General features: G+C 68.9%; 27 protein-coding genes. 11 read left to right on the forward strand and 16 right to left on the reverse strand.

Annotated features, from left to right (window positions below; translation table 11 throughout):
- Complete coding sequence (locus KCG34_RS19330; protein WP_211937239.1) at window positions 1–1392, forward strand: carotenoid oxygenase family protein; 1392 nt, start codon at window positions 1–3, stop codon at window positions 1390–1392.
- Here KCG34_RS19330 and xseA read toward each other — a convergent pair.
- Window positions 1389–2840 carry an exodeoxyribonuclease VII large subunit gene (xseA, locus tag KCG34_RS19335; protein ID WP_211940901.1) on the reverse strand — a complete coding sequence of 484 codons (1452 nt, stop codon included), beginning with the start codon at window positions 2838–2840 and terminating at the stop codon, window positions 1389–1391. The two genes, KCG34_RS19330 and xseA, sit on opposite strands and share 4 nt — an antisense overlap.
- Window positions 2841–2951: 111 nt before the next feature.
- On the opposite strand from xseA, the gene KCG34_RS19340 reads away from it, so the two are divergent.
- From KCG34_RS19340 to KCG34_RS19365, 6 genes are all read left to right on the forward strand, one after another.
- Window positions 2952–3575: a cupredoxin domain-containing protein gene (locus KCG34_RS19340; RefSeq protein ID WP_211937240.1), complete on the forward strand. Its 624-nt coding sequence runs from the start codon at window positions 2952–2954 to the stop codon at window positions 3573–3575.
- Window position 3576: 1 nt separating this feature from the next.
- Window positions 3577–5922, forward strand: coding sequence for a putative bifunctional diguanylate cyclase/phosphodiesterase (locus tag KCG34_RS19345; RefSeq protein ID WP_211937241.1), 2346 nt, complete (start codon window positions 3577–3579; stop codon window positions 5920–5922).
- Between the two features lie 13 nt (window positions 5923–5935).
- The gene (locus tag KCG34_RS19350; protein WP_211937242.1) at window positions 5936–7174 is read left to right on the forward strand and encodes a hypothetical protein; all 1239 of its coding nucleotides are present in this window, start codon (window positions 5936–5938) and stop codon (window positions 7172–7174) included.
- A gap of 112 nt (window positions 7175–7286) precedes the next feature.
- Window positions 7287–7667: a hypothetical protein gene (locus KCG34_RS19355; RefSeq protein ID WP_211937243.1), complete on the forward strand. Its 381-nt coding sequence runs from the start codon at window positions 7287–7289 to the stop codon at window positions 7665–7667.
- A gap of 59 nt (window positions 7668–7726) precedes the next feature.
- Complete coding sequence (purD, locus tag KCG34_RS19360) at window positions 7727–9001, forward strand: phosphoribosylamine--glycine ligase (RefSeq protein WP_211937244.1); 1275 nt, start codon at window positions 7727–7729, stop codon at window positions 8999–9001.
- An 84-nt stretch (window positions 9002–9085) separates the two neighbouring features.
- A complete protein-coding gene (locus tag KCG34_RS19365) occupies window positions 9086–10156 on the forward strand; it encodes a phosphotransferase (protein ID WP_211937245.1) in 1071 nt (356 codons plus the stop codon).
- Here KCG34_RS19365 and lpxK read toward each other — a convergent pair.
- From lpxK to KCG34_RS19385, 4 genes are read right to left on the reverse strand one after another with little or no spacing between them, the layout of a single operon-like run.
- A complete protein-coding gene (lpxK, locus tag KCG34_RS19370) occupies window positions 10112–11140 on the reverse strand; it encodes a tetraacyldisaccharide 4'-kinase (RefSeq protein WP_211937246.1) in 1029 nt (342 codons plus the stop codon). The genes KCG34_RS19365 and lpxK overlap by 45 nt on opposite strands.
- The gene (locus KCG34_RS19375) at window positions 11137–12402 is read right to left on the reverse strand and encodes a 3-deoxy-D-manno-octulosonic acid transferase (RefSeq protein WP_249138085.1); all 1266 of its coding nucleotides are present in this window, start codon (window positions 12400–12402) and stop codon (window positions 11137–11139) included. Before KCG34_RS19375 ends, lpxK begins: the two co-directional genes overlap by 4 nt.
- A complete protein-coding gene (locus KCG34_RS19380) occupies window positions 12399–13100 on the reverse strand; it encodes a lysophospholipid acyltransferase family protein (protein WP_211937247.1) in 702 nt (233 codons plus the stop codon). The genes KCG34_RS19375 and KCG34_RS19380 overlap by 4 nt, the downstream gene beginning before the upstream one ends.
- Complete coding sequence (locus KCG34_RS19385; RefSeq protein WP_211937248.1) at window positions 13097–14878, reverse strand: ABC transporter ATP-binding protein; 1782 nt, start codon at window positions 14876–14878, stop codon at window positions 13097–13099. Before KCG34_RS19385 ends, KCG34_RS19380 begins: the two co-directional genes overlap by 4 nt.
- A 91-nt stretch (window positions 14879–14969) precedes the next feature.
- Between KCG34_RS19385 and KCG34_RS19390 the strand changes: the two genes are divergently transcribed.
- Window positions 14970–15635 carry a protein tyrosine phosphatase family protein gene (locus KCG34_RS19390; protein WP_211937249.1) on the forward strand — a complete coding sequence of 222 codons (666 nt, stop codon included), beginning with the start codon at window positions 14970–14972 and terminating at the stop codon, window positions 15633–15635.
- A 22-nt stretch (window positions 15636–15657) separates the two neighbouring features.
- On the opposite strand, the gene KCG34_RS19395 is transcribed toward KCG34_RS19390, so the two are convergent.
- From KCG34_RS19395 to KCG34_RS19410, 4 genes are read right to left on the reverse strand one after another with little or no spacing between them, the layout of a single operon-like run.
- Window positions 15658–15903 carry a DUF4170 domain-containing protein gene (locus KCG34_RS19395; protein ID WP_211937250.1) on the reverse strand — a complete coding sequence of 82 codons (246 nt, stop codon included), beginning with the start codon at window positions 15901–15903 and terminating at the stop codon, window positions 15658–15660.
- 10 nt (window positions 15904–15913) lie between these two features.
- The gene (locus KCG34_RS19400; RefSeq protein WP_211937251.1) at window positions 15914–16717 is read right to left on the reverse strand and encodes a 3'(2'),5'-bisphosphate nucleotidase CysQ; all 804 of its coding nucleotides are present in this window, start codon (window positions 16715–16717) and stop codon (window positions 15914–15916) included.
- Window positions 16714–18045: a TldD/PmbA family protein gene (locus KCG34_RS19405; protein WP_211937252.1), complete on the reverse strand. Its 1332-nt coding sequence runs from the start codon at window positions 18043–18045 to the stop codon at window positions 16714–16716. Before KCG34_RS19405 ends, KCG34_RS19400 begins: the two co-directional genes overlap by 4 nt.
- Before the next feature lie 46 nt (window positions 18046–18091).
- Complete coding sequence (locus tag KCG34_RS19410) at window positions 18092–19621, reverse strand: UbiD family decarboxylase (RefSeq protein ID WP_211937253.1); 1530 nt, start codon at window positions 19619–19621, stop codon at window positions 18092–18094.
- A gap of 64 nt (window positions 19622–19685) precedes the next feature.
- On the opposite strand from KCG34_RS19410, the gene KCG34_RS19415 reads away from it, so the two are divergent.
- Window positions 19686–19922: a hypothetical protein gene (locus KCG34_RS19415; RefSeq protein WP_211937254.1), complete on the forward strand. Its 237-nt coding sequence runs from the start codon at window positions 19686–19688 to the stop codon at window positions 19920–19922.
- A gap of 66 nt (window positions 19923–19988) precedes the next feature.
- Here the strand turns inward: KCG34_RS19415 and KCG34_RS19420 are convergent, their stop codons facing one another.
- The 7 genes from KCG34_RS19420 to KCG34_RS19450 form a co-directional block, all read right to left on the reverse strand.
- Window positions 19989–20294 (reverse strand): endonuclease domain-containing protein, encoded by a 306-nt coding sequence (locus KCG34_RS19420; RefSeq protein WP_249138086.1) that lies wholly within the window; start codon window positions 20292–20294, stop codon window positions 19989–19991.
- A 136-nt stretch (window positions 20295–20430) separates the two neighbouring features.
- Window positions 20431–20775 carry an MmcQ/YjbR family DNA-binding protein gene (locus KCG34_RS19425; RefSeq protein ID WP_211937255.1) on the reverse strand — a complete coding sequence of 115 codons (345 nt, stop codon included), beginning with the start codon at window positions 20773–20775 and terminating at the stop codon, window positions 20431–20433.
- A gap of 34 nt (window positions 20776–20809) precedes the next feature.
- Window positions 20810–21154 carry a VOC family protein gene (locus KCG34_RS19430; protein WP_211937256.1) on the reverse strand — a complete coding sequence of 115 codons (345 nt, stop codon included), beginning with the start codon at window positions 21152–21154 and terminating at the stop codon, window positions 20810–20812.
- A 63-nt stretch (window positions 21155–21217) separates the two neighbouring features.
- The gene (locus tag KCG34_RS19435) at window positions 21218–21865 is read right to left on the reverse strand and encodes a class I SAM-dependent methyltransferase (RefSeq protein WP_211940904.1); all 648 of its coding nucleotides are present in this window, start codon (window positions 21863–21865) and stop codon (window positions 21218–21220) included.
- Window positions 21865–22815, reverse strand: coding sequence for a fatty acid desaturase family protein (locus tag KCG34_RS19440; protein WP_211937257.1), 951 nt, complete (start codon window positions 22813–22815; stop codon window positions 21865–21867). The genes KCG34_RS19435 and KCG34_RS19440 overlap by 1 nt, the downstream gene beginning before the upstream one ends.
- Before the next feature lie 76 nt (window positions 22816–22891).
- The gene (locus tag KCG34_RS19445; protein ID WP_211937258.1) at window positions 22892–23674 is read right to left on the reverse strand and encodes an enoyl-CoA hydratase/isomerase family protein; all 783 of its coding nucleotides are present in this window, start codon (window positions 23672–23674) and stop codon (window positions 22892–22894) included.
- Window positions 23671–24852, reverse strand: a complete 1182-nt coding sequence (locus tag KCG34_RS19450; protein ID WP_211937259.1) for an acyl-CoA dehydrogenase family protein — start codon at window positions 24850–24852, stop codon at window positions 23671–23673. Before KCG34_RS19450 ends, KCG34_RS19445 begins: the two co-directional genes overlap by 4 nt.
- 102 nt (window positions 24853–24954) lie before the next feature.
- On the opposite strand from KCG34_RS19450, the gene KCG34_RS19455 reads away from it, so the two are divergent.
- Both KCG34_RS19455 and KCG34_RS19460 read left to right on the forward strand, forming a co-directional pair.
- Entirely contained in the window at window positions 24955–25692 is a 738-nt protein-coding gene (locus KCG34_RS19455) for an IclR family transcriptional regulator (protein WP_211937260.1), read from the forward strand.
- Window positions 25693–25738: 46 nt separating this feature from the next.
- Entirely contained in the window at window positions 25739–26971 is a 1233-nt protein-coding gene (locus tag KCG34_RS19460; protein WP_211937261.1) for a CaiB/BaiF CoA transferase family protein, read from the forward strand.
- Window positions 26972–26978 lie beyond the last annotated feature (7 nt).

The raw sequence follows: 26978 nt of genomic DNA on the forward strand, positions 1-26978 counted from the left end.
ATGGACGGATCGGTGACCACGAACCCCTTCCTGCGCGGCAACTACGCCCCGGTGCGCAGCGAGGACGATTTCGAGCTGAAGATCACGGGCGAGATCCCCGCGGGCCTGGCCGGCAGCCTCTATCGCACCGGCCCCAACCCGCAGTTCGAGCCCGACAGCGACTATCACTGGTTCGTCGGCGACGGCATGGTGCACGGCTTCCACGTCGATGCGGGCAAGGTCCGCTACCTGAACCGCTATGTGCGCACGCCCAAGTGGAAGCTGGAGAACGAGCACGGCCGGCGCCTGTTCAATACCTGGGGCGACCCGCGCAAAACCGATCCCCTGGCCATGGGCCAGGACGGCGGGGTCGCCAACACCAACATCCTCTGGCACGGCGGCAAGCTGTTGGCCCTGGAGGAGGCGCATCCGGCCACGGCCATGGACCCGATCACCCTGGAGACCACCGGCTATGTCGACCTGGGCGGTAAGGTCACCGCCCACCCCAAGATCGACCCCGACACCGGCGAGATGGTGTTCTTCGCCTATATGGACGAAGCCATGCCGTTCTCGAACAAGGTCAGCTACGGCGTGGCCGACGCGGCGGGGCGGCTTGTGCGGCGCGAGACCTTCGAGGCGCCCTATTGCAGCATGATCCACGACTTCCTGGTCACCGAGCACTATGTGCTGTTCCCGGTGCTGCCCCTGACCGGCGACTTCGCCCGGGCCATGGCCGGCGGGCCGGCCTTCGCCTGGGAGCCGGACAAGGGCGCCTATGTGGGGGTGATGCGGCGCGACGCCAGCGTGGACACCATCCGCTGGTTCCATACCGAGGCCAACTACGTCTTCCACCCGATGAACGCGTGGGAAGAGGACGGCCGCATCGTCGCCGACGTCATGCAGTACGAGCGTGCGCCGCTGTTCCCGGACGTGAATGGCGAGCGGGGCGACAACGCCGCAGCCCGCATGGCCCGATGGACCTTCGACCTGTCGGGCGCCAGCGACCACATCAAGCGCGACTATATCGACGACCTGCCGGGCGAGTTCCCCCGCTTCGACGAACGCCGAGCCGGGCTCTCCTATCGTCATGGCTGGTGGGCGGGCCAGACCGCGCGCAATGGCGAAATCCGTCCCGACGCCATCGCCCACCTGGACCTTGCGACCGGCAAGCGCAGCGTGTTCGAACTGCCGTTCGGCGATGCGACGTCCGAGCCGGTGTTCGTGCCGCGCTCAGCCTCGGCTGAGGAGGGCGATGGCTGGCTGCTGGCCGTGGCCTATCGCGCGCCAGTGGACCGCAGCGAGCTTCTGGTGTTCGAGGCCCAGGACGTAGCGGCGGGGCCGATCGCGACGGCCCAGGTTCCCCGCCGCGTGCCCTTCGGCTTCCACGGGAATTGGCGGTCGGCCCAGGGCTAGAACAGATCGCCCTGCTGCGTGGCGGCCGCCGGCTTCTTCGCTGGCGGCTTGCGCGCGGGCGGGGCCGCTCCGCCTTCGCCGTCGATCACCGCCTCGCGGGTCCCATCGGCGAAGGTCAGGCGGACCTGTTCGCCGGACTGGAGCACGGCTGCCGAGCGCGCGAGGGCGCCATCCGCCCGGTTGACCCGGGCGAAGCCGCGCGCCAGGGGGCCGTCGGGATTGAATGAGACGCGCAGCTTGTCGAGCGCCGTCAGTTGCTCGGCGGCGCGTTCGAGGCGGCGGATGACGGCGGGCGGCATGCGGCCCGAGAACTCGGCCAAGCGCTCAGCCTTCTGCGCCTGGGGTCTCAGCAGCAGCCCGGGCGAGAGCCGGCCAGCCACCCGGACCAGGTCCCGCTCGTGCGCGGCCGCGTTTCGCTCCAGCCCCGCGCCCAGTCGCCCGGCGGCGAGGTCGAAGCGCTGCTGCGCCAGGGCCAGGATGTCGGCGGGCCTGGGCAGGCCGCGCGCAGCGGCGGCCAGGCGGTTGCGCAAGGTCTCCCTCAGCCGCTCCATCGAGCGGGTCAGGCGGCTGTCGCGGTCGGCGACGGCGGCGCGCAGCTCGGCCAGCACCGGGGTCGCCATCTCGGCTGCGGCGGTGGGGGTGGGGGCCCTGCGGTCGGAGACGAAGTCGATCAGGGTGGTGTCGGTCTCGTGCCCCACGGCCGAGATCAACGGGATCTCGCTTGCGGCCGCCGCCCGGGCCAGGGCCTCGTCATTGAAGGCCCAGAGGTCTTCCACCGAGCCGCCGCCGCGCGCCACGATCAACACGTCCGGCCGCGGGACCGGCCCATCCGAGCCCATGGCGTTGAAGCCGGCTATGGCCGCGGCCACCTGCCGCGCCGCCTGGTCGCCCTGCACCACCACCGGCCAGACCAGCACATGGCAGGGCCAGCGGTCGCGGATGCGGTGCAGGATGTCGCGGATCACCGCGCCCGTAGGGCTGGTGATCACGCCCACAACCGCCGGGCTGGCCGGCAGGGGCCGCTTGCGCTCGGGTGCGAACAGGCCCTCGGCGGCCAGCCTGGCCTTCAGCTTTTCCAGCTGAGCCAGGAGCGCGCCGATGCCCGCCGGCTCCATGGTCTCGATGACGATCTGGTACTTGGACGAGGCCGGGTATGTGGTGATCTTGCCGGTGACGATCACCTCCAGACCCTGCTGCGGCTGGACCGCCAGGCCGCGCACCTGGCCCTTCCAAACCACCCCGTCGATCGAGGCGCGCTCGTCCTTGATCGTCAGGTAGCAATGGCCGGAGGCGTGGCGCGTGACCTTGGACAGTTCGCCCCTCAGGCGGACAAAGCCGTAGGTCTCCTCCAGGGTGCGCTTGAGCGCGAAGGCCAGCTCCGAGACGGAATAGGCCTTGGCGTTGCCGTCGCTCTCGGCGGCTGGGGCGGGATGGGGATCGTCGGTCAGGCTCACCGGGCCAAGATAGGGTATTCGACCGAGTCTGAAAGCCCGCCGTCGCTCTGCTCGGTCTCGCTGATTTTACTTGGAATTCACTCGGCGCGGTTAACCCTTGCGGACATGCGCGCCCTTTTCGCCCTTGCCGCGTGGCTGCTGGCCGCCGGCGCCGCCTCCGCCGCCGACCTGACGGTCCAGGTCAAGACGACCGCCGGCGCGCCGGTGGCCGACGCCGTGGTGACGGTCTATCCGCAGGCGGGCGCGGCCCCCTTAAGCGCCAACCACTTCGACTGGCCCATGCGGGTCAGCCAGCAGAACATCCAGTTCCATCCCTTCGTGCTGATCGCGCCTGTGGGGGCCACAGTGGCCTTTCCCAACCTCGATAAGGTGCGCCACCACGTCTATTCCTTCTCGGCGACCCATCCGTTCGAGCTGAAGCTCTACGGCTCGGACCAGGAGCGCAGCGTGCGCTTCGACAAGGCCGGGGTGATCGCGCTGGGCTGCAATATCCACGATCAGATGGTCGCCTTCGTCAAGGTGGTCGACACCCCCTATGCGGCCAAGACCGACGCCAGCGGCATGGTGACCTTGCACGATCTGCCGGCCGGGGCGGCGACATTGAAGCTCTGGAGGCCCTATCTGCACGCGCCGGGCAACGAGGTCAGCCGCACCGTAAGCGTGGGCCATGGGACCGAGGCCTTCGCCATCGACGTGCGCCAGCCCCCGGCCATGCACAACATGTACTGACATGCTGGCCTTCCGTCGCCTGCGCACCAAGCTGACGGTGCTTTATGCCGGCCTGTTCGCCCTGGGGCTCCTGCTCGCCTCGGCCGAGGTCTATTCGGCGATTTCCGACAACGCCCAGCGCGTCGTGCGCGGCGAACTGGCGGCCAGCGGCACCGTGTTCGACCGCATCTGGGCCCTGCGCACGGCCCAGCTCGAGAACGGCGCAGGACTGTTGTCCCGCGACTTCGGCTTCCGCTCGGCCATCGCCACCCACGATGCGGCGACGATCAGCTCGGCGCTGGAAAATCTGCGCGTGCGCCTCGGCGCCGACACCGCCTTCGTCATCGGCGCGGATGGCGGCAGCCTCGCCGGCGGGGACGGCGGAGCCTTTTCCAGCCTGACCCCGGCGACCCTGGCCGGGATCGAGGGCGATGATGCGGTGGCCGGCGTGTTCGTCATGCACGGCGAACCCTACCAGGCGATTTCCGCTCCGGTCCTTGCGCCCCTGCCCATGGGCTGGGTCGTGTTCGCCCAACGGCTCGATCGAGACCAGATGAACGCCCTGGAAAAGCTCTCGGCCATCCCGCTCGACGCCTCGGTCCTGGCTCGCGCGCCCGGCGGCGCCTGGGGCGAAGCAGGTCATCCGCGAGACGCCAAGGCGCAGGCGACGGTGGGCCGTTTCATCGAGGCGACCCTCAAGGCGAGCCACGCCAGCCCAGGCAAGCTGGACACGGCGGCCGGCGACAGCATGGCCCTGGTCAAGCCGCTGCACAGCTTCGACCCCGGCGCGCCGATCGTCCTGATGCTGCGCTATCCCATGGCCCGGGCCATGGCCCCCTATCACCCATTGCTGGGCGCGCTCGGCCTGATCGGCCTGGCCGGCTTGGCGCTCCTGATCGCCGGCAGCTGGGCCTTGGCGCGCGGCGTGACGCGGCCTCTTTCCGATCTGGAGCAGGCCGCTCATCGCCTGCAGCGCGGCGAGGCGGCGAGCGTCACCGTCACCGCCCGCGACGAGATCGGCCGCCTGGCCGAGGGCTTCAACAGCATGGCCGCCGAGATCGGCGAGCGCGAGCGGCGCATCACCCACATGGCGCTGCACGACGGCGATACCGACCTGCCCAATCGGGAGGCACTGGCGCGCGATATCGCAGCCCTGGCCGAGCGCGCGCGCGCCGAGCGGATCTATGTCGCGGCCCTCGGCGTCGATCGCCTGACCCATGTGCGCGGCGCCATCGGCCATGCCCTGTTCGGCGAGATGATGCGTGAGCTGGGCGCGCGCCTGGCCAGGCTGGCGCCCGAGACCCGGCCCGCCCGCCTGACCACCGCCATTCTCGGCGTGGCTTTCGAGGCTGAGAGCCGCGAGGCCGCCATGGCCCGGGCCGAAGCGCTGCGCGAGGCGCTGGAAGAGCCCCTGCGCCTGGCCGAGAACGTGGTCGACGTCAGCCTGACCCTGGGCCTCGCACCCTATGCAGAGGACGCCGACCGGGTCGCTTCGCCGATCGACCGGGCCAATATCGCCGTCGACCAGGCCCGCTCAGCCAAACGGGCGGCCATGGCCTTCGACGCCAAGGCCTATGGCGACCCCGCCGCCAACCTGTCGCTGATGAGCGAGATGCGCGCCTCGATCGAGGCCGGCCACATGGCGCTCTACCATCAGCCCAAGTTCGACCTGCGCCGCCGCGGGGTGACGGGAACCGAGGCCCTGGTGCGCTGGATCCACCCGACCCGCGGCTTTCTGCCGCCCGACCGCTTCATCGGCATGGCCGAGGAGACCGGCCACATCCGCGCCCTGACCGAATGGGTTCTGGCCCAGGCGGTGCGTGATCAGAAGGCCATGGCCGCCGCCGGCCACGAGCTTGCGGTCTCAGTCAACGTCTCCGGCCGCCTGCTGGGCGACCTCGCCTTCGCCGAGGCGGCGCTCGAACTGGTGGCTGGCGCCTGCGGCGACATTTGCTTCGAGATCACCGAGACGGCGGTGGTGGAGAACCCGGAGCTGGCCCTGGCGGTGATCGACCGTTTCACCGCCGCGGGCGTCGCCGTCTCCATCGACGACTACGGCACCGGCCTCTCGTCCCTGGCCTATCTGAAGCAGATCCGCGCGGGCGAACTGAAGATCGACAAGTCGTTCGTCTTCGCCATGGGCGAAAGCCAGCGCGACGCGCTGCTGGTCCGCTCGACCATCGACCTGGCCCACGGCCTCGGCATGAAGGTCACCGCCGAAGGCATCGAGACCGAGGCGGCCCTGGCTCTGCTCACCGGCATGGGCTGCGACCTGGCCCAGGGCTACCTGATCGCAAAACCGATGCCGCTCAATGGCTTGTTGAACTTTCTCAGCGAGGATGCCGAGGTCTTGAAATCCCGCGCCTAGAAAGGGAGCGGCCTTGTCCATTCGCTTGCTCGCCGTCCTCGTACTGGCGTCGGCCCCGACCGCGGCGTTGGCGCAGTCGCAAGCCGGCCTGGCGCAGCTGATCGCGCCCCAGACCTTTTCCGCCTACCTCGACCTGCGCGCCACCGCCAGTGACGGGGAGAAGTCCTGGCTGGACGGCGGCTTCGGCAAGACCCGCTATGGCGGCGAGGGCGCCCGGCTCAGTGTCGGGGAGGCGGCCATAGCCTGGAACCCCTATTTGACCAGCAACCTGGATGCGGTGGTCGAGGGCGAGATCCAGCCTGACCACGACCACGGCGCGCGTATCGGCGAGGCCTTCGTGCGCTATCGCCCCTTGCCGATCGACGGCGTCCACATCGCCGTCCGCGCCGGCCTGTTCTATCCGCCGATCTCGCAGGAGCACGAGGGCCTGTTCTGGACCCCGGCCGAAACCATCACCCCCTCGGCGATCAACAGCTGGGTGGGCGAGGAGGTCAAGGTGGTCGGCTTCGAGGTCTCGGCCAGGAAGGCGTTCGGCGAGCGCGAGATCGGCGCCACTGCGGCGGTGTTCGGCTTCAACGACACCTCGGGCACGCTCCTGGCCACCCGCGGCTGGGCTCTGGACGACGTCAAGACCAACGCCAGCGGGCGCTATCGCCTGCCCCCGTTGGCCGACTTCATGGAATACGTCCAGGCGGAAGTGACCAATCCGGTGCGCAGCCTCGATGGCCGCGCGGGCGCCTATGGCCGGCTGGATTTCAAGCCGACGGCGCGTCTCAGCCTGGACGCGGTGTTCTACGACAACCTCGGCGACCTGAGATCGTTTCGAAAGCTGCAATGGGCCTGGGACACTCGCTTCCTGGGCCTCGGCGCCACCTTCGCCATCGACGACAACACGCGCCTGATGGGCCAGGCCATGATCGGCGATACCCGCATGGGCTATGGCGATCCCTGGGTGAACACCGGCTTTTCGTCGGCCTATCTGATGGCGACCCGATGGTTTGGCGAGGACTCGGTCAGCGGGCGGATCGATGTCTTCAGCACCAAGAACCGCACCGATCCCGAATACGGCCTGACCCAGGAGCACGGCTGGGCGATCACCGCCGACTACAAAAGAAAGCTCGGCCGCCATCTGACCGGCCTGGTCGAAATGCTGCACGTGGAATCCGATCGCCCGGCCCGCACCGACATCCTCAGCGAGCCGGCGCAGCAGACCCAGACCGTGGTCCAGGCGGCGCTGAGGCTCGCCTACTAGGCGGTCCCGGCCCGGTGTCTGTCACGTATCGAAATACGATGTGACCGGATCAACGCCCCACGGCCGAGCTCGGGTCTTGATTCCAGAGCGCTATGATCTGATATGGGCCGCAATGAGAAATTGGCTGAAATCCCTGGCGGTCGTCGCCGCCGTCGTCGCCATTCCGGGCCTGGTGTCCGCGGACGTGGACACGGTGACCGGCGCGTGGGCGGTCAAGGGCAAGGTCGAAGGCTATCCGGTCCAGGTGCGCTGCGAGTTCGAGCGCCAGGGCGAGGGCCTGGCCGGCCTGTGCCGCGACGGCGACGCCAGCGGCGAGGCCCATGTGCTGACCGAGAGCGGGGTAAAGGGTGATCACGTCTCGTGGACCTATCACCGCCGTTTCCTGTTCAAGACCTACCGCGCTCAATATGATGGCGTGGTCAATGGCGCCTCCATGACCGGCACGATTTCGGTCGCCGGCTACACCGGCCCCTTCACCGCCACCCGGCAATAGCCCCACCCTTCAGCCCAGCCTCTTGACGTTGCGCCCGTCCGGCGCGACAGGGCGGCCCCATGAACATTCTCCTCGTCGGTTCGGGCGGCCGCGAGCACGCCCTGGCCTGGAAGATCCAGCAGTCCCCGCTTCTGAAGCGGCTGGTCTGCGCCCCCGGCAACCCTGGCATGGCCGCCCTGGCCGAGACCCGGAACCTCAAGGCGACAGACGTGCCGGGGCTTATGGCCCTGGCCCAGGAGATCGCCGCCGACCTGGTGGTGATCGGCCCCGAGGTCTCGGTGGAGGCTGGCCTAGCCGACGCCCTGGAGGCCGCCGGCATTCCCTGCTTCGGCCCGACCAAGGCCGCCGGCCAGCTTGAATCCTCCAAGGCCTTCACCAAGGCCTTTTGCGACCGTCACAAGCTGCCGACCGCCACCTATGGCGTGTTCGACAAGGCCGCCCCGGCCAAGGCCTTCCTCGACCGCTTCGAGGCGCCCTATGTGATCAAAGCCGACGGCCTGGCCGCCGGCAAGGGCGTCGTGATCGCCGAGAGCCGCGAGGCCGCCGAGGCCGCGATCGACGACATGCTGGGCGGCGGCTTCGGCGCGGCCGGGGCCCGGGTGGTGATCGAGGAGTTTCTCGAGGGCGAGATCGCCTCGCTGTTCGCCCTGTCGGACGGCAAGACTTGCATCCTGTTCGGCGGCGCCCAGGACCACAAGCGCGCCTATGACGGCGACGAGGGCCCCAACACCGGCGGCATGGGAACCTATGCCCCGACCCCGGTGCTGTCCGATGCGGTGGTCGAGGCCGCCCGCACGCGCCTGATCGAACCGGCCCTGGCTGGTATCGCGGCCGAGGGCGCGCCCTATCGCGGCGTGATCTTCTGCGAGATGATGATCACCAGGGACGGCCCCAAGCTGGTGGAGTTCAACGTCCGCTTCGGTGATCCGGAGTGCCAGGTCCTGATGCTGCGCCTGGAGAGCGACCTCGTCCCCTATCTCGTCGCCTGCGCCAAGGGCGCCCTGGGCGGGATGCCGAAGCCGGTCTGGCGTGACGAGGCCGCCATGTGCGTGGTGCTGGCGGCCAAGGGCTATCCCGCTGCGCCGGAGACCGGGACGGTGATCGGCGGCGCCGAGTCCTATCTGGGCGAGGGCGTGGTGGTGTTCCACGCCGGCACCGCCCGCAACGGCCATGGCGAGCTGGTCGCGGCCGGCGGGCGGGTGCTGAACGTCTGCGCCCACGCCAAGACCCTGGCCGAGGCCAGGGCCCGCGCCTATTCGGCGATCGAGCACCGCATCGACTGGCCCGGCGGCTTCCACCGCACCGACATCGGCTGGCGGGCCCTGGGGCGGTAGCCCTCCCGCTGCGTCCGGCGCTTTGCAGCCCGCCTCGCCCTCGCTAAAGTCGAAATTCAAACGAGCGTAAGAGGGATGGACGCGATGGCCGACGACACCGCCGAACAGCAGCGCGAGCAGCTGAACACGGGCACCAAGCCGGTCGCCGAAAGCCACCGCTTCGACGAGGCCCGGCTGCTGGCCTGGATGCAGGCCAATGTCGAGGGCTTCGAAGGCCCGCTGGAGGTGCGCCAGTTCAAGGGCGGCCAGTCCAATCCCACCTACCAGCTGGTCACGCCGGGCAAGAAGTACGTCATGCGACGCAAGCCGCCGGGCAAGCTCTTGCCCTCGGCCCACGCGGTCGATCGCGAATTCCGGGTGATCTCGGCCCTCTATCCCACCGGCTTCCCGGTGGCGCGGCCCTACGGCCTGTGCGTCGACGACGAGGTCATCGGCACCATGTTCTACGTCATGGACATGGTCGAGGGGCGGATCCTCTGGGATCAGACCCTGCCGAGCTATCAGCCGGCCGAGCGCCACGCCCTGTTCATGGCCAAGATCAGGACCCTGGCCGACCTGCACAACACCGACTACCAGGCCGTGGGCCTGGAGGGTTTCGGCAAGCCCGGCAACTATTTCGCCCGCCAGATCGACCGCTGGTCCAAGCAGTACAAGGCCTCCGAAACGGTCCATCTGGAGTCGATCGAGCGATTGATCGAGTGGCTGCCCAAGACCACACCCGCCGACGACCAGACCACCATCGTCCACGGCGACTATCGCCTGGACAACATGGTCATGCACCCGACCGAGCCGCGGGTGATCGCAGTCTTGGACTGGGAGCTCTCGACCCTGGGCAATCCGCTGGCCGACTTCACCTATCTGCTGATGAACTGGGTCAACGGGGCGATATCGACCCTGCCGGACCTGAAGGGCCACGGCATCCCAACCATGGACGAGGCGGTCGCCGAATACTGCCGCCTGACCGGCCGAGACGGCCTGCCGGACCTGAACTGGTACATGGCCTACAACATGTTCCGGCTGGCCGGCATCTGCCAGGGCATCGTCGGCCGGGTGCGCGACGGCACCGCCAACAGTCCCCAGGCCGCGGCCATGGCCGAGCGCGTGCCGCTGCTAGGCGAGGCCGCCTGGGAATACGCCAAGAAGGCTGGGGCGTAGCAGGGCCTTTAGCGCCGCCTCGTCCTCGAACCGCGCCCGGACCGGCCAAGCGACCGCCTTGGCGCGCCAGTCCGGCGGCAGGCGCGCCCAGTCCTTTTCCGTGGTGACCAGGCCGGCGCCCAGCTCGGTGGCGCGACGCTCCAAAAAGCGCAGGGTGTCGGCGCCATAGGCGGCATGGTCGGGCAGGGGAACGAAGTCGGCCAGGTCGCAGCCGGCGGCGAGCAGGGCGCGCTCGACCTTCCAGGGTTTGCCCACGCCGGCGAAGCCGAGCTGGCGGCCCCTAGGCGGCGGCGCGGCAGGCTCCAGCCGTGCGGTCAGCACCGGCTTTCCCTGGAACAGCGCCAAAAGCTCAGGGTCGGGCGCATCGAGGCTGGCGGGCAGCAGCACGATAACAGCGTCCGCCCGCGCCAGGCCCGGGGCCAGTGGCTCGCGCATCGGCCCGGCGGGGAACACGGCCCCGTCGCCGAACGGCCATTCCCCGTCGCGGGTCTCGCCATCGACCACCACCAGCGACAGAGCCTTCTTCAGGCTGGGGTTCTGGTGGCCGTCGTCCATCACGATCGCCTGGGCGCCAGCCGCCTTGGCCGCCACCGCGCCGGCGACGCGGTCGCGGGCGATCCAGAACGGCCCGTCGCCGGCCAGCATCAGGGGCTCGTCGCCGACCGCGGCGGCGTCGTGCCGGGCGGGATCGACCTCGATAGGCCCGGCGAGGCTGCCGCCATGGCCGCGCGACAGGCCGGCGGCCTCCACGCCGTCCGCCCGCAGCAGGCGCAGAATCTCGCGCACCACCGGCGTCTTGCCGGTTCCGCCGACGGTCAGGTTGCCGACGCAGATCACCGGCAGGCCCGCATCGACCGGCTGGGCTCGGCGGATGCGCCGCGCCGTCGCCCAGGCCCAGATCCAGGATGCTGGCTTGAGCAGGGCGCGCAGCACCGGGGCGGAGTTGTCACGCGCATACCACCAGCGCGGCGTGGCGAGCCTCATGGCAGCAACTCCACCACCCGCCCCAGCGCCGCCCGCGCCTCGACGTCCCGCGCCTGGGCATAGGCCCAAGCCCGCCCGGCTCGCGCGGCCAGGGCCGGGTCGCCGGGCAGGGCCGCGCTCATGACGGCGCCGAGTTCGCTGGCTTCGATCAGGGCGCAGCCGTCGACGGCGATCAGTTCGGCATAGGCGGTGGCCCAGTTCTCGACCTGGCCACCGGAGACAAACGGGCAGTCCAGCCTGGCCGGCTCCAGCGGATTGTGCCCGCCGACGCCGCTTACAAAGCCGCCGCCGATCACCGCCAGCCGCGCCAGGCGGAACCACAGGCCGAGTTCGCCCAGGGTGTCGGCGACGTGGACGCTGACCGCGTTGAGGCCCTGGCCTGCACTGCGAAGGGAGACGGCGCCCAGGCGCGCCTCAGCCAAGGCCGCGATCTGGGGACCGCGCTCGGGATGGCGGGGAACGATCACCAGCAAGGCTTCGGGCGCTGCGATCTCGGCGAAGGCCCCCAGCACCAGCTCATCCTCGCCGGGGTGCGTGCTGGCGGCGAGGATCAACGGCCTGCCGCCAATCTCAGTGCGCAGGGCGTCCAGCGCCGCGGGGTCGACCGGCAACGCCTCAGCGCCGAATTTGAGATCGGCCAGGCCCGCAACCTTGGCGCCCAGGCGCTCCAGCCGCGCCGCCGCCGTCGCGTCCTGGGCCAGGACGAGGTCGAAGGCGCCGAACAATGCTCGGGCGGAGCGCGGCAGGCGCGACCAGCTGCGGGCGCTGTCTTCCGACAGCTTCGCCGACAGCAGGGCCATGCGCGCGCCCCGCCGCTTCGTCTCCAGCAACAGGTTCGGCCACAGCTCGCTCTCGACCCGCACCGCCAGGTCGGGCCGCCAGTGATCCAGGAAGCGCGCAACCGCCGCCGGCCCATCGATCGGCGCATAGTGATGGATCGCGCCCGCCGGCAATCGCCGCGCGAGCAACTCGGCCGAGGTGCGGGTGCCCGAGGTGACCAGCACAGTCGCGTCGGGTCGGCGCGTGCGGAAGGCTTCGACCAGGGGCAGAAGGGACAGGCTCTCGCCGACGCTGGCGCCGTGCAGCCAGGCGAGCGGCCCTGGCGGACGGGCGACCGAGGCGCGGCCCAGCCGCTCGCCCAGGCGCGCCGGATCCTCCTTGCCGCGCCGTGCGCGTCCTTGCAGCAGGCGCGGGGCCAGGGGTTCGATCAGGCCCGTCAGGCCGGCATAGAGGGCCAGCGGCAGGGGCCCGCCCTGGCTCAAACCTGGCTCCCGGCCAGGATCGCCTCGGCCTTGTTCTGCGCCGCGATCAGACGCGCCTGCCAGTCGGCGCGGGTGGCCTCGCGCGTGGCCTCGTCGGTGGCTGCCGGAGCATAGAGCGGCCCGTCGAACACCACGCAACCGCGGCCGAAGGGCACGGGGACGCGCGCCTTGTCCCAGCTCTTGAACTGTATGGCGGGTGTGGCGGCGAGGCCGAACAGCACCACCGGGACCTTGGCCGCCTGGGCCATGATCACCGTGCCCTCGGGCATCACCTGGTTGGGGCCGCGCGGGCCGTCGGGGGTGATGGCGATCAGGCCGCCGTCGCGCATGAAGCGCAGGGCCTGGCGGAAAGCGGCCGCACCGCCCTTGTCGGCGTCCTTGCCCTTCTTGGCCGCCGAGCCGCGGATCGAGGGAAAGCCCAGGCGTTCGACCGTGCGCGCGGTCAGCTCCCCGTCGCGAGAGGCCGAGATGATCACCCGCCGCGGTTTGTGCTTCAGCACCCGCCGGCAGACCACCGCCATGGTGATGCGCCCGTGCCAGAAGGCGCCGATAGCGCCCTGGTCCGAGGCGACCATGGAATCCACCCCTGCCCGGTCCTCGAACCGCCAGCGGGTGGTCTCGAGCGCGAAGTTCACATAGCCGGTCAGGATCCAGGAGATGGCGCTCTGCACCAGCGGATGGCGGACGAAGGAGCTCACTCGGCCGCCTCCGGCGTGGATTCCAGGTCCTGGGCCTTGGCCAGGCGCGCATAGAGGCCGCCGGCGCGCACCAGTTCGTTGTGCGTGCCGGTCTCCACCACCCTGCCGCGGTCGATGACATAGATGCGGTCGGCGTTCTTCACCGTCGATAGGCGGTGGGCGATCAGAAGCGTGGTGCGGCCGGCCATCAGCCGCTCCAGGGCCGCCTGCACCTGGGCCTCGCTCTCGGTATCGAGGGCGCTGGTGGCCTCATCGAGCAGCAGGATCGGGGCGTTCTTCAGGAAGGCGCGGGCGATCGCGATACGCTGGCGCTGGCCGCCGGAGAGGCGCGCCCCGGCCTCGCCCACCGGGGTGTCGTAGCCCTTGGGCAGGGACAGGATGAAGTCGTGCGCCGCGGCCTGCTGGGCGGCGGATTCGATCTCGGCCTGGCTGGCCTCGGGATTGGGATAGGCGATGTTGGCGCGGATCGTGTCGTCGAACAGGAACGGCTCCTGGGTGACCAGGGCGATGTGATGGCGCAGGCTCGCCAGGGTCAGGCTGCGCACGTCGCGCCCGTCCAGGGTGACCGCGCCGGCGGTCACGTCATAGAAGCGCGGGATCAGGTTCAGGATGGTGCTCTTGCCGCCGCCCGACGGGCCGACCAGGGCCACGGTCTCGCCGCGGCGGGCTTCGAGGGAAACTCCATGAAGAGCCTGCTCATCCGCGCCATAGCTGAAATCGACGGTTTCGAACCGGAGATGAAATTCGCCCCCCTGCAGCGGCGCAGCGCTCGGCGCATCCCTAATCTCTGGCTCCACGTCGAGCGCGGCGAACAGCCTGGCCGCCGCCGTAAGCCCCTCGCTGAACACGGTCTGCAGGTTCGCTAGCTGTCGCAGGGACTGGGAGGCCATGCTGAGCGCGCCCAGGAAGGCGACCAGGGCGCCGACGCTGATATGGCCGCCCAACGCGCGCCAACCGGCATAGGCCAAAACTCCCGCCGTAATCAGCGTCATCAACGCTTCGGTGGCCGGCGCCGCCGTGGCGCGGGCGTTGGCGCCCTTGATCAGATGTTCCTGACGGCGGTCGATCACTGCCGAGACGCGGTTTTCCTCAAAGGCCTCGCGGTTCTCGATCTTGACGATCTTGATTCCGTCCAGGCTCTCCATCAGCACGGTCGCCAGGGCCGAGGTCTCGGTCATGGCCCCCGTGGCGGCCTTCTTGGTTTTTCGCGCATAGCGCCGCATGATCAGCAGTGCGATCGGCGCGGCCGCGAGCAGGCCGACCGAAAGCAGCGGGTCGTTGATCACCATGACTGCGCCCGCGCCGATCACGGTCAGGAAGTGTTGGGTGTAGTTCACGACGCCGTTGGTGGCCGCCTCACGGATTAGGCCGGCGTCATAGAGCACGGATGCGACGTGCGATCCGGAATGGGTGGTCCGCAGGCGGGCGAGGTCGGCTCGGACCATGCGCCCGAACAGTTGCAGCTGTATGTCCCCCACGATCCGGTTGCCGATGCCGTTGACCAGCATGGCCTGACCCACCTGGGCGGCGGCGCGACCCAGCGCTAAGGTCGCGACCAGCACCGGGATACGCAGCAGGGCGCCGGGCTTCGGATGGGCGATCAGGTCGTCGATCGCGGGCTGAAGCAGGCGGATCAGTTCGGCGCTCAGCCCGGCCACGGCGATCGCGCAGACGATCGACAGGGCGAAACCCGTCCAGCGCGGTGCGAGATAGTCGCGGGCCACGCGACCGATGAGGCCGAAACGAGGTTGGTTCGGCGTGGAAACATTGCCCGTCATTCTTGGGGCGGCCTCATCCGCCTTTGATCCGCCGTCAGGCGACAGCTAAGAGGGGCTGGCTATTACGAATCCAACGCCCGCGCAGCAAGTTTTGACCCAATTCGATCTGACGACATTCTTCGGGCGGCTGAAAGCCTATCTCGACTACCTGTGGACCGACCATGCCTGGCTGCGCCTGGGCTTCATGAACGACCACTGGGTCAGCGACGAGCTGGTGCGCGCCAACCAGCCCTGGCCGTTCCAGCTGAAGCTGTGGAAGAAGCGCGGGATCAAGACCGTGATCAACCTGCGCGGCGGGTTCGACACCTCGACCCACGCGCTGGAGCGCGACGCCTGCGAGCGGCTGGGCATGACCATGGTCGACTTCGTGGTCACCTCGCGCGAGGTCCCTTCGCGGGCGCGGGTCCTGGGCGCGCGGCAGATGTTCGACACCATCGAGTACCCGGCCCTGATTCACTGCAAGTCCGGCGCGGACCGGGCCGGGATCATGAGCGTGCTCTACGCCCACTTTCGCCTGGGCCAGCCGATCCGCGAGGCCATGGCCCAGCTCTCGCCCAAGTACCTGCATGTGAAGGCCGGCCTGACCGGGGTGCTGGACTATGTGTTCGAGCGCTACCTGGCCGAGGGCGAACCGAAGGGCCAAAGCTTCCTGCAGTGGGTCGAAAGCGACGCCTACGATCCGGTCGCGATCAAGAAGGACTTCCGCGCCAACTGGTGGGGGACGCTGCTGACGGAGAAGCTGGCGCGGCGGGAGTAGGGCGCCCCTCGCCCCTCGCCCCTCAGTGCGGCTGGCTCTCGTCGTGGTGTTCGTCGGGGTCCAGCAGCTTGTGGGCGTGGATGATGAAATAGCGGGTCAGGGCGTTGTCGACGGTGGCCTGGGCCTTGGACTTCCAGGCGGCGAAGGCCTCGGCGTAGTTGGGATAGGCGCCGACGAAGTCGACCTTCTTCAGGTCGCGGAACTGATATTCCCCTACGCCGGTCAATTCGCCGCCGATGACGAGGTGAAGCAGCTGGCGATCGGGCATAGTCGGCCTTTCAGGGTGAATTTGGCAGATCGATATGCCTGACGCGGCGTAAGATCAACTCGTGCAGGCTTGGGCCGGCGACGACTAGGCTGGGGACCTTGGGCGAGGGGCGATTGAAGGCGAAATCGCGGCCCTTGTGATCGCTGACCGCGCAGCCGGCCTCGCGGGCGATCAGGCCGGCCGCGGCCAGATCCCACTCGGCCTTGGACGACAGCGCCAGGGTGGCGTCGAACTCGGCCGAGGCCACCGAGCAGATGCGGTAGGCGACCGAGTTGCGGCTCTCGATCCGCATCTGCGGCCACGGCTCCGCCCAGGCCGGATGGCGCATCATCGGGGCGTCGGCCAGCATGGCGCAGTCGGCGATCGCCTCGCGGTCGCCGCAGGCCAGGGGCAAGCCGTTCATCGCCGCACCCTCGCCGGCTATCGCCTGGTAGATCTCATCGCGGTCCGGGGCGAACACCACCCCTGCCAGCGACCGGCCGTCCTCGACCACGGCGATCGAGACCGCCCACCAGGGCCGGTGCTTGACGAAGGCGCGGGTGCCGTCGATCGGATCGACCACAAACACCCGACGGCGTTCCAGTCGCGCCGGATCGTCCGCCGTCTCTTCCGAGAGCCAGCCATAGTCCGGCCGGGCGCGGGCCAGGGTGTCGCGCAGCAAGGTGTCGACGGCCAGGTCGGCGTTGCTGACCGGTGTCTTGTCGGCCTTGTAGGTGGTGGTCAGGCCGGCGGCCCGCAGAGTCAGGGCCACGGCGCCGGCGGCGCGCGCGGCTTCGGTGATCAGGTCGAGGTCGGCCTGGGCGTTCGCTGTCATCGCCCCGCGATCGCCAGGGCGTCGACCAGCAGCGAAGGCGAATTGGATGCGCCGCGGATCTCGAGGTCCGAGCCGGCCACCAGCCTCTGATAGATGTCGACCAGGTTGCCGGCCACGGTGATCTCGGTGACCGGATAGGCCATCTCGCCCTTCTCGAACCAGAAGCCGGACACCCCGACCGACCAGTCGCCGGTGTGCGGATTGAGCGACGGGCCGAACATGGAGGTGACCAAGAGGCCCTCGCCGGCGTCGCGCATCAGCCCGGCCTGGTCCAGGGTTCCGGGCCGGACGGTCAGGTTGGTGGTCGAAACCCCGGGCGACCCGGCCAGGCCGCGAGAGGCGTGGCCGGTGGTCGTAAGACCCAGCTGCTTCGCCGAGCTGCAGTTTAGGAGCCAGGTGGTCAGGACCCCGTCGTCGATCAGGTTGCGGGCGTGGTTGGCCACGCCCTCGTCGTCGAAGGGGCTGGAGCCCAGGCCGCGCCGGCGATGGGGATCCTCGGCGACCACGAAGCCGGCGGGAAAGATCTGCTCGCCCAGCCTGTCCTTCAGGAACGAGGCGCCGCGGGCGATGGCTGGGCCGGCTATGGCCCCCAGCATCGGTCCGATCAGCGACATGGCCAGGCGGTTTTCGAAGATCACGGGGGCAGTGGTCGAGGCGATCTTGCGCGCGCCCAGACGGCTGACCGCCCGCTTGCCCGCCTCGGCGCCGATGGCCTCGGGGGTGGGCAGGTCGGCCTGCCATCGCTGGCTGCGCCCCTCGCCGCCGCGCTCCATGCCGTTTTCGTCGCCGGCCACGACCGAAGCCGAGATCGAGAAACCGGAGGCCGCGTGCGGACCGGAGAAACCGTTGCTGGTGACCAGCCGCCAGGCCGAGCTGGACCAGCCGGCCGAACCGCCCTCGCTGTTGGTCACGCCCGGGGTGGCCAGGGCTGTGCTCTCGGCCGCGAGGGCCTGATCCTCCAACTCGGCGGCGGTGGGCTCGGTAGGGTCGAACAGGTCCAGTTCGGGCCAGGGGCCGCGGGAGAGGATCTCCGACGGCGCGAGGCCGGCATAGGGCTCCTCGGGCGCCAGCCGGGCCATGGCCACGGCGCGCTCGACCAGCCGCGCGCGGGCGGCGGCCGAGAGGTCCGAGCCGGACACGCTGGCCTGGCGCTTGCCGATGAAGACGCGCAGGCCCAGGTCGCGCGCCTCCTCGCGCTCGACCTCCTCCAGCTTGCCCATGCGCACCGAGATCGACAGCGACTGGCGCTCGGCGCCCACCGCCTCGGCCGCGTCGGCGCCGGCCTTCAGCGCGGCCGACACCAAGTCTTGCAGCAGATTTTCATCCATGGGCGGAGTTATGAACGATGGGGGGGCGCGGCGGCAACCGGGAAGCTCACTTCCAGATCGGCTTGCCCTCGCCCGGCAGGCCGAGGCGGTCCCAGATTTCGCTGACCCGCTCGACCACGCCCGGGTCCATGGAGAGCTTCTGGCCCCACTCGCGCCTGGTCTCCGGCGGCCACTTGTCGGTGGCGTCCAGGCCGATCTTCGAGCCCAGGCCGGACTCGGGCGAGGCGAAGTCCAGATAGTCGATCGGGGTGTTCTCGATCACGGTGATGTCGCGGGCTGGGTCCATTCGGGTGGAGATGGCCCACATCACGTCCTTCCAATCACGGGCGTCGATGTCGTCGTCCACCACGATCACCCACTTGGTGTACATGAACTGGCGCAGGTACGACCATACGCCCAGCATCACCCGCTTGGCGTGGCCGGGATAGGCCTTCTTCATCGACACCACGGCGATGCGGTAGCTGCAGCCCTCGGGCGGCAGCCAGAAGTCGACGATCTCGGGGAATTGCTGCTGGATCAGGGGAATGAACACCTCGTTCAGCGCCTCGCCGAGCACGCTGGGCTCGTCCGGCGGGCGGCCAGTGAAGGTGGTCAGGTAGATGGGGTCGCGCCGCATGGTGACGGCGGTGACCTCGAAGATCGGGAAGCGCTCGACCGAGTTGTAGTAGCCGGTGTGGTCTCCGTAGGGGCCCTCGTCGGCATATTCGTCGAGGAGCACGTGGCCCTCCAGCACGATCTCGGCCTCGGCGGGAACCATCAGGGGCTGGGTTTTGGCCGGGACCAGTTCGGCCTTGGCCCCGCGCAGCAGCCCGGCGAACTGGTATTCCGACAGGGTGTCCGGCACCGGCGTCACCGCGGCCAGAATCAGGCCGGGATCGGCCCCAAGGACCGCGCAGGCGGGCAGGGGCTCTGGCTTGCCGGCCGCCTTCCAGCGGCGATGGTGCTGCGCCCCGCCGCGGTGGGCCAGCCAGCGCATGATGCAGCGGTTCTTACCGACCACCTGCATGCGGTAGATGCCGAGGTTGAAGTCGTCCTCGCGGCTCTCGGAGGGGCCCTTGGTCACCACCAGGGGCCAGGTGATCAGGGGCGCCGGCTCGCCGGGCCAGCAGGTCTGGATCGGCAGTTTGGCGAGGTCGATGTCCTCGCCCTTCAGCACCACCTCCTGCACCGCCGCCTTCTTCACCGTCTTGGGCCGCATGCCCATCACGGTCTTGGCCAGGGGCAGCATGTCCCAGGCGTCCTTCAGGCCCCGCGGCGGCTCGGGCTGACGCAGGAAGGCCAGCAGTTCGCCAACTTCGCGCAGTTCGCCGGCGGTGGTGCGCTCCTGGTCGTCCAGGGTCACGCCCATGGCCACGCGCTTGACCGTGCCGAAGAGGTTGACCAGACAGGGGATGGACGAGGGCTGGCCGTCGGCGCGGACAGGGTTTTCGAAAAGCACCGCCGGGCCGCCGGTCGCCAGCAGGCGGGTGCAGATCTCGGTCATCTCCAGCACGGTGGAGACGGGCTCTTTCACCCGCACCAGCTCGCCGGCTGCTTCCAGCTTGGCGATGAATTCCCGCAGGGACCGATAGGCCATGAAATGCTCCGCTGTGCGGCCGCGGAAGCTAGAGGGTTTCGCCGCTGTGGCCTAGACTTGAGCCATGCTGTTCGAAATCGAAGTCGAAGAAGCGCCGGCGCGTTTCGCCGAACTGATGGCCACCATCGCTGCCGGCTACGGCGTCCTGATCAAGCGCGGCGACGAGGTGGTGGCGCGGCTTGTGCCTGAAGCTGCGTTTCATGAGGGGACGGAGGCCGATGACGATGGCCTGACGCCTGAGGAGCGCGAGGCGCGGGAGACCATGGAAGCGTTCGCTGCGGCGATGAACGATAGTTTCTAGTTCCCTTCTCCCCTTGCGGGAGAAGGAGGGGCCCGCGGCGAAGCCGTGGGAGGATGAGGGGTCGCGCTAGCCTTTGCCGATCACGTGCAGGATCGCGCTGCAGACCCCTTCCAGATTGTCGTTGACCTCGTTGTTCCAGAACCTCAGTACCCGGTAGCCCCTAGTGCTGAGCCAAGCGTCGCGCTCCGCGTCATAAGCGTTGTCAGCGTGTTGTCCGCCATCGCACTCGATGACGAGCCTGGGCGAGTGGCAGGCAAAATCGACAATGTAGAGGCCGATTGGAACCTGCCGACGGATCTTCAGGCCTCCGACTTGACCGCCCCTCAGCGCGGACCAGAGTCTGCGTTCGGCGGGCGTGAGTTCGCGACGCATAGAGCGGGCGCGGGTCTTCAGAACTTGGCGGATCGGCTGTGGCGCGTCGGGATCGCTGGATCGAGGCCAGTGTGACCCCTCATCCTCCCGTTCGCTTCGCGAACGGGCCCCTCCTTCTCCCGCAAGGGGAGAAGGGTTAGTCACGCTCCGCATCCCGCTGCTTGACCAGCTTCTTCGGCGCCACGGCGCGCCAGCGGCGTTCCAGGAAGCCGCGCAATGAGCCTGGGTCGATAGAGGCGATGCGGGCCAGGACGATGGGATAGTTCTTGTAGTGGTCGGTGAGGTGGAAGGTCTCGGGCTCGACTTCCATCAGCATCTCGCGCTCGTCGAAATCGACGCCCAGGAGGACCAGGCTGGCGTCCTCGGCCCTGAGGCGGGTGAAGAACTTGCCATTGGCCTTGAAAGAGGGGTGGCCATAGGAGGTTCCCTCCTCGACCAGGGGGAAGGACAGCACCAGCGCCTTGACCTCATCCTCGGTCATGCCGAGCCCTCCGGAGCCCTAAAGTCAAAGCGTCCTACGCCTCGGCGAACACCGCAAGCTCGTTGCCGGCCGGGTCGCGGAAATGGAAGCGGCGTCCGCCGGGGAACGAGAAGATCGGCACGCTGATCACCCCGCCGGCGGCCTTGACCCTGGCCTCCATGGCCTCCAGGTCGTGGGCGAACAGCACCACCAGCGGCTTTTTCACTCCGGTCGCGGGATCGGCGTCGAAGCCGCCGTCCAGGCCGCCATCCTCGAAGGCGGCGTAGCTCGGGCCATAGTCGACGAAGCGCCAGCCGAAGGCGGTCTGGTAGAAGCTCTTGGTCGCCGGAAGGTCGCCGCCGGGCATCTCCACATAGTCGATCTTGCCGTCCTCGCGCATGGCGTCGCCCTCAAAAGTTCCTTTTTTGTTCTTATCCGGAAGGCGGCGGCGAGTCGAGTCGATTCAGTCCGGAAAGGTCCACACCGCCGTGCGCTTGACGGTCATGTCCTCGAGCTCGCGGGTGGTCTCGACCTGGTATTCGGCGAGCTTCTTCAGGCCGTCCTTGGGGAAGTAGGTGCGGCCGGGGTCGCCGATCAGGACCCGGGTTCCGTTGGCCCTCGCCGCGGCCAGCCAGGCCAGCACCCGCTCGGCCAGAGGTTTTTCGTAGCAGATGTCGCCTGCGGTGATCAGGCCACAGGCCGGGGGCGGGGCGTCCAGCAGGTTGATGTCGGTGAAGCTCAGGGTGAGGTCATTCGCCGTGGCGTTGGCTTCCACGGCGGCTGAGCAGAAGACATCTATGTCGGCGGCCAGTGCGCTCTTCGCGCCAGCCTTCATCGCTGCGATCGCCACCAATCCCGAGCCTGAGGCGAAATCGACCACGGTCTTGCCGGCCGCTTCCTCGGGATGATCCATCAGATAGCGCGCCAGGGCCTGGCCGCCGGCCCAGGCGAAGGCCCAGAACGGCGGCGGCAGGCCCATCTCGCCTAGCTCCTCCTCGGTCAGCCGCCAGATCGGAGTTATCTCGTCGGCCAGCCAGAGCTGGATCTCGGGCGTATGCGGCGGGCGCTGCAGGCGGGTGTTGTCGCGGATGAACTGGGCGCGGTCCTGGATCACGCCCCGGCCATATCGACCGGGGCGGCCCGGCGCAACACGGCGAGATAGCCGGGCGCAGTCTCCATGCGCCCAGTCACGCCCCTGGCTCTCAGCATGCGGTTGATCTTCGGCAGCCGATAGCAGGGGACGTGCATGAACAGGTGATGTTCGCCGTGATAGTTCACGTAGTAGGGGGCCAGCAGGGCCCGCTCGATCAGGCCCGCATGGGTGGTGCGGGCATGGCGCAGCGGGTCGGGCTCGTTCTTGGCCACCAGGGCGTGCTCGGCGATGTTGCGGATGCGGGTGATCAGCGGGTACCAACTGGCCATCGGGACCAGCCACAGCACGAAATAGGCCCACCAGGCGCCGGCCAGGCTGCAGGCGGCCAGGATGGCCAGCTGCCAGCCATAGAAGCGGCGCTGGCGCCTGACCTCGGCCAGAAAGATCGGCAGCACCGGCGCGCCCTTGGGCCGGGCCTTGAGCTGGGCGCGCAGGACGGCGCTGCGCTGCTTGAAGAAGGTCTGCCCCGTGAGGTCGCGCACGACCTTGCGCCACAGCGAGGAGCGGGTGATCGGGAACGGGGCCGAGAGGCCCAGGTCCGGGTCTTCGGCCTGCTGGGCGAACTTGTGGTGGCCCAGGTGATAGTCGCGATAGCTGGAAAGCCGCGCCCCCACCGGCGCGCCGCACAGCCACTCGCCCAGGAAGTCGTTGGTCTTCTGGTCCGGGTGGATCGCCCCATGGGCGGCGTCGTGCATCAGGATGGCGAGGCCCAGCTGGCGCGCGCCGATCAGCATGATCGCCAGGGGAATGGTCACCGGCCAGATCACGCCGACAATCATGCAGCCAGCGATCACCGCCCAGCAGTGCGCGATCATCAGCGGCCCAGCCCAGGCCGAACGCATCGCCAGGGGCGCCCATTCCTCCTGGGTGAAGAACTCCTTGGGGCTGACGCGAGCGGCGACGGGCATTGTCTTCAGTCTTCTTCTTTGTCTTGAGCGCCAGGATGAGCCTTTCGGCCCAACCCGGCAACCTTGGCCGGGGTGATCAGGCCCCAGTGAAGGCGCCCGGGCGGCGCTCGGCCACCGCGCGGACGCCCTCGGCGAAGTCCTTGGTCTTCATCAGCCGCTGCTGCTCGGCGAACTCGTGGTTGGTCTGGGCGCGGACCGCGGCGGCGAGGCCTTGGCGCAAGGTCGCCCGGCTCGACTGGACGGCGAGGGGCGCGTTCTCGGCGATCTCCTGGGCCAGGGCGATGGCCGCCTGGCGGACTTCCTCGAGCGGGACCACGGCGTCCACCAGGCCCCATTCCAGCGCCTCGTCCGCCTTGATACGCCTTGCGGTCTGCAGCATCAGCGCGGCCCGCTGCTGGCCGATCAGGCGAGGCAGGGTGTGGCTGATGCCGAAGCCGGCGTGGAAGCCCAGCTTGACGAAATTGGCCGAGAACCGCGCCTCGGGCGCGGCGATGCGGAAGTCGGCGACCAGGGCCAGGCCCAGGCCTGCGCCCACGGCGGCTCCCTGGATCGCAGCCACGATCGGCTTCGTGTTGGAGAATAGCCGCACCGCCTCGGTGTAGAGCGGATTGATCCCCGCCCCGTCGCCGCGGGTCACGGCGTTGGGCGCATGCAGGTCGGCGCCGCCACAGAACACCCGGCCCTCGGTCGCCAGAACGACGGCGCGAACCTCGTTGTCGGCATCCAGCGCCTCGAATGCGTCTGCCAAGGCGCGCATCAGGGGCGTGGAGACGTGGTTGTTCGGCGGATGGTCGATGATGGCCAGGGCTACATGGCCCCGCCGTTCGATGCGCACGTCCCCATAGGCCTCGGCGGTCATCGGCTTCTCCCCAGCAGGTTTCTCGCGACCACCCATTTATGCACCTCGGTCGGGCCGTCATAGATGCGCATGGTCCGCAGCTTGGCCGCCATCAGCTGCAACGGCAGCTCCTTGGTCATGCCCATGGCGCCGAAGGTCTGCATGGCCCGGTCGACCACGGTCCAGGCCATTTCGGTGGCGAAGGCCTTGATCATCGATATCTCGACCCTGACGTCCTTGCCGGCGTCCAGCTTGACGGCGCAGTCATAGGTCATGAGGCGCGCGGCGTGGATCTGGGTCGCGGCGTCCGCCACCCACCACTGGATCGCCTGGCGTTCCGACAGCGGCAGACCGAAGGTCTTCCGCTGGGGCGCGTACTCGCAGATCATGTCCAGCGCCCGCTGGGCCATGCCGATCGACCAGCTGGCCATTTCGATGCGGCGTGTGCCCAGCCGCACCTGCATCGGCGCAAAGCCCTGGCCCTCGACGCCCAGCAGCTTCCAGCCGGGCACGCGGCAGTCCTCCAGCGCCACCTCATAGGTCACCGCGCCGCCGACCATCGGGATGGCGCGCAGCACGTTGAAGCCGGGCGTGCCCTTGTCGACCAGGAAGGCCGACATGCCGCCGCGGGCGCGCTTTTCCTTGTCAGTCACCGCCATGACGATGGTGAAGTCGGCGTCAGCGGCGCGACTGATCCAGATCTTGCGCCCGTTCAGCACCCAGTCGTCGGTCCCATCTGGGTTTTTGGCGCGCTCAGCCTTGGTCAGCATGCCGGCCGGGTCTGCGCCGGCGCCCGGCTCGGAGATGCCGATGGCCGAGATGGTTTCGCCGCGGACGTAAGGAGCCAGATAGGCCTCGCGCTGCCGCTCGGTCACCGTGGCCATCATCATGCGAAGGTTCGGGGAGTCCGGCGGGATGGTGTAGGGCGTGACGGTCCGGCCCAGCTCCTCATTGACCCCGACCATGGCCACGCTGGGCAGGTCCGAGCCGCCGACATCCTCCGGCGCGTCCAGTCCCCACAGCCCCAGCTCCTTGGTTATCCCGTCCAGGCGGATGCGGTCGGCCTCGGGAAGGCCAAGCCCATGCCCCTTGGCCTCGCGCTCCAGGACGCCCGCCTCCATCGGCATCAACTGGTCGCGCACGAAGCGGGCGACCAGGTCCTTGAGCATCTGGTGCTCTTCGCTGAGCTCGAAATTCATGGCGGCGTCCCTACCGTTCTCGTCTTGACGCCGATCTTAGACCGAACGCACAATTTGCCCATATGTGGACGCTAAATACACATATGTGAAATTGGAGCCGGAATGGCGGAGGATGCGGTCAAGTCGGCGCGGCGGGTGTTCGAGATTCTCGAACTCTTCGAACGCCAGCGCCGGCCCATGGCGCTGAAGGAGATTCTGGACGGCCTCGGCTATCCGGCCTCCAGCGGCTCGGCCCTGCTCAAGTCGCTGGTGGCCTTGGGCTATCTCGACTACGACCGCGAACGGCGCAGCTATTTCCCGACCATGCGCATCGCCGCCCTGGGCGGCTGGGTGCACGACAGCCTGTTCGGTGACGGCCAGGTCTCGCGGCTGATGAACCATCTCTACGAGGCCACCGGCGAGACGGTGATCCTGGCCGCCCAGAGCGATCTCAGAGCTCAGTACGTGCACCTGATCCGCTCGGCCGAGCCCTTGAGCGTCGCGGTGCCGCCGGGCGCGCGCCGGCCGCTGGGCAAGTCGGGCCTGGGCTGGCTGCTGCTCAGCGCCAAGAGCGACGCCGAGATCGAAAAGCTTCGCCGGCGGATCAACGCCGAGGACGGCGGGGACAAGCTTTCGCGCGACGATCTGATGGCCACCATCAACGAGGTGCGGCTGAAGGGCTACGCCTTCTCCAAGCACACGGTTTCGGACGGGGTGGGGGTGATCGGCGCCCTGCTGCCGCCCGCCGCCCACGGCCGCACCTACGCCATCGGCGTCGCCGGCCCGGTCGAACGGCTGGAGCGCAAGGAAGCCCTGATCCTGGCCGAACTGCGCGCCGGCGTCGGGCGAATGGCGGCGTGACGGCCGGCCGCCCATTTCAGCTGATGAATTGCAAAGGAACGCATTGATGCCCCCCCGCCCCCACGACCTCGCCGCCGAAGCAACCGGTCCCCTGAAGGGGGTCAGGATCATCGACCTGACCAGCGTGGTCCTGGGCGCCTACGCCACCCAGATGCTGGCCGACATGGGCGCGGACGTGATCAAGGTCGAGTTCCCGGCCTCGGGCCGCGGCGCTGGTGGAGACATCATGCGCTGGGCCGGCCATACGCCGAACCCCGATGTCCGCGACATGGGCCCGATCTTCATGACCATCAACCGCAACAAGCGTGGGGTGCTGTTCGACCTGCGCGAGCCGGAGGTGATGGAGAAATTCAAGGCCCTGATCGCCACTGCCGACGTGTTCGCCGCCTCGGTCCGCTACGACGGGCTGAAGCGCCTGGGCCTCTCCTACGAGGACGTCAATGCGATCAGGCCGGACATCGTCTATGTCCATGCCGCCGGCTACGGCTCGGACGGGCCCTATGCCGGCGAGCCGGCCTATGACGACCTGATCCAGGCGGCGTCTGGCTTCGCCGACCTCTTGGGCCGCACCGACGGCGAGCCCAAGCCGCGCATCCTGCCTAGCCTGGTGGCCGACAAGGTCTCGGGCCTGTTCATGGCCCAGGCGACGCTGGCGGCCCTGTTCCATCGCCAGCGCACCGGCGAGGGCCAGTTCGTCGAGGTGCCGATGCTGGAATGCGTGACCAGCTTCAACCTGGCCGAACACATGTACGGCCACGTCTATGATCCGCCGACGGGCCAGTGGTCCTATCCGCGGGTGACCAATCCCTTCCGCGTCCCCTACGAGACCAAGGACGGGCATATCGGGCTTCTGCCCTATACCGACAAGCAGTGGGACCAGTTCTTCGAGGTCGCCGGCTGGGGCGAGCGCATCGCAGCCGATGAGCGCTTCTCCGACTACATGACCCGCGGCAAGCATATCCGCGAGCTCTATGCCCTGGTCCACACCATCACCCCGGAGAAGACCACCGAGGAATGGCTGGGGCTCCTCAAGCCGCTGTCGATTCCGGCGGTGAAGATGAACCGGCTGGACGACCTGATCGAGGATCCGCACCTCGACGCGGTCGGGCTGTTCGAAGCCTATCAGCACCCGGAGGCGGGGCCATACGTCTCCATGCGCCCGCCGGTGAAGTTCTCGGCCACGCCCAGCAATATCCGCCGCCATCCGCCGCGGCTTGGTGAGCACACCGAGGAACTGCTGGCGGAGGCCGAGGCGCTGCTGGCGCGCGGCGTGGAGTGACGACCGG

Origin of the sequence: Phenylobacterium montanum, from assembly GCF_018135625.1 — a bacterium.
GTDB classification, from domain to species: domain Bacteria; phylum Pseudomonadota; class Alphaproteobacteria; order Caulobacterales; family Caulobacteraceae; genus Poindextera; species Poindextera montana.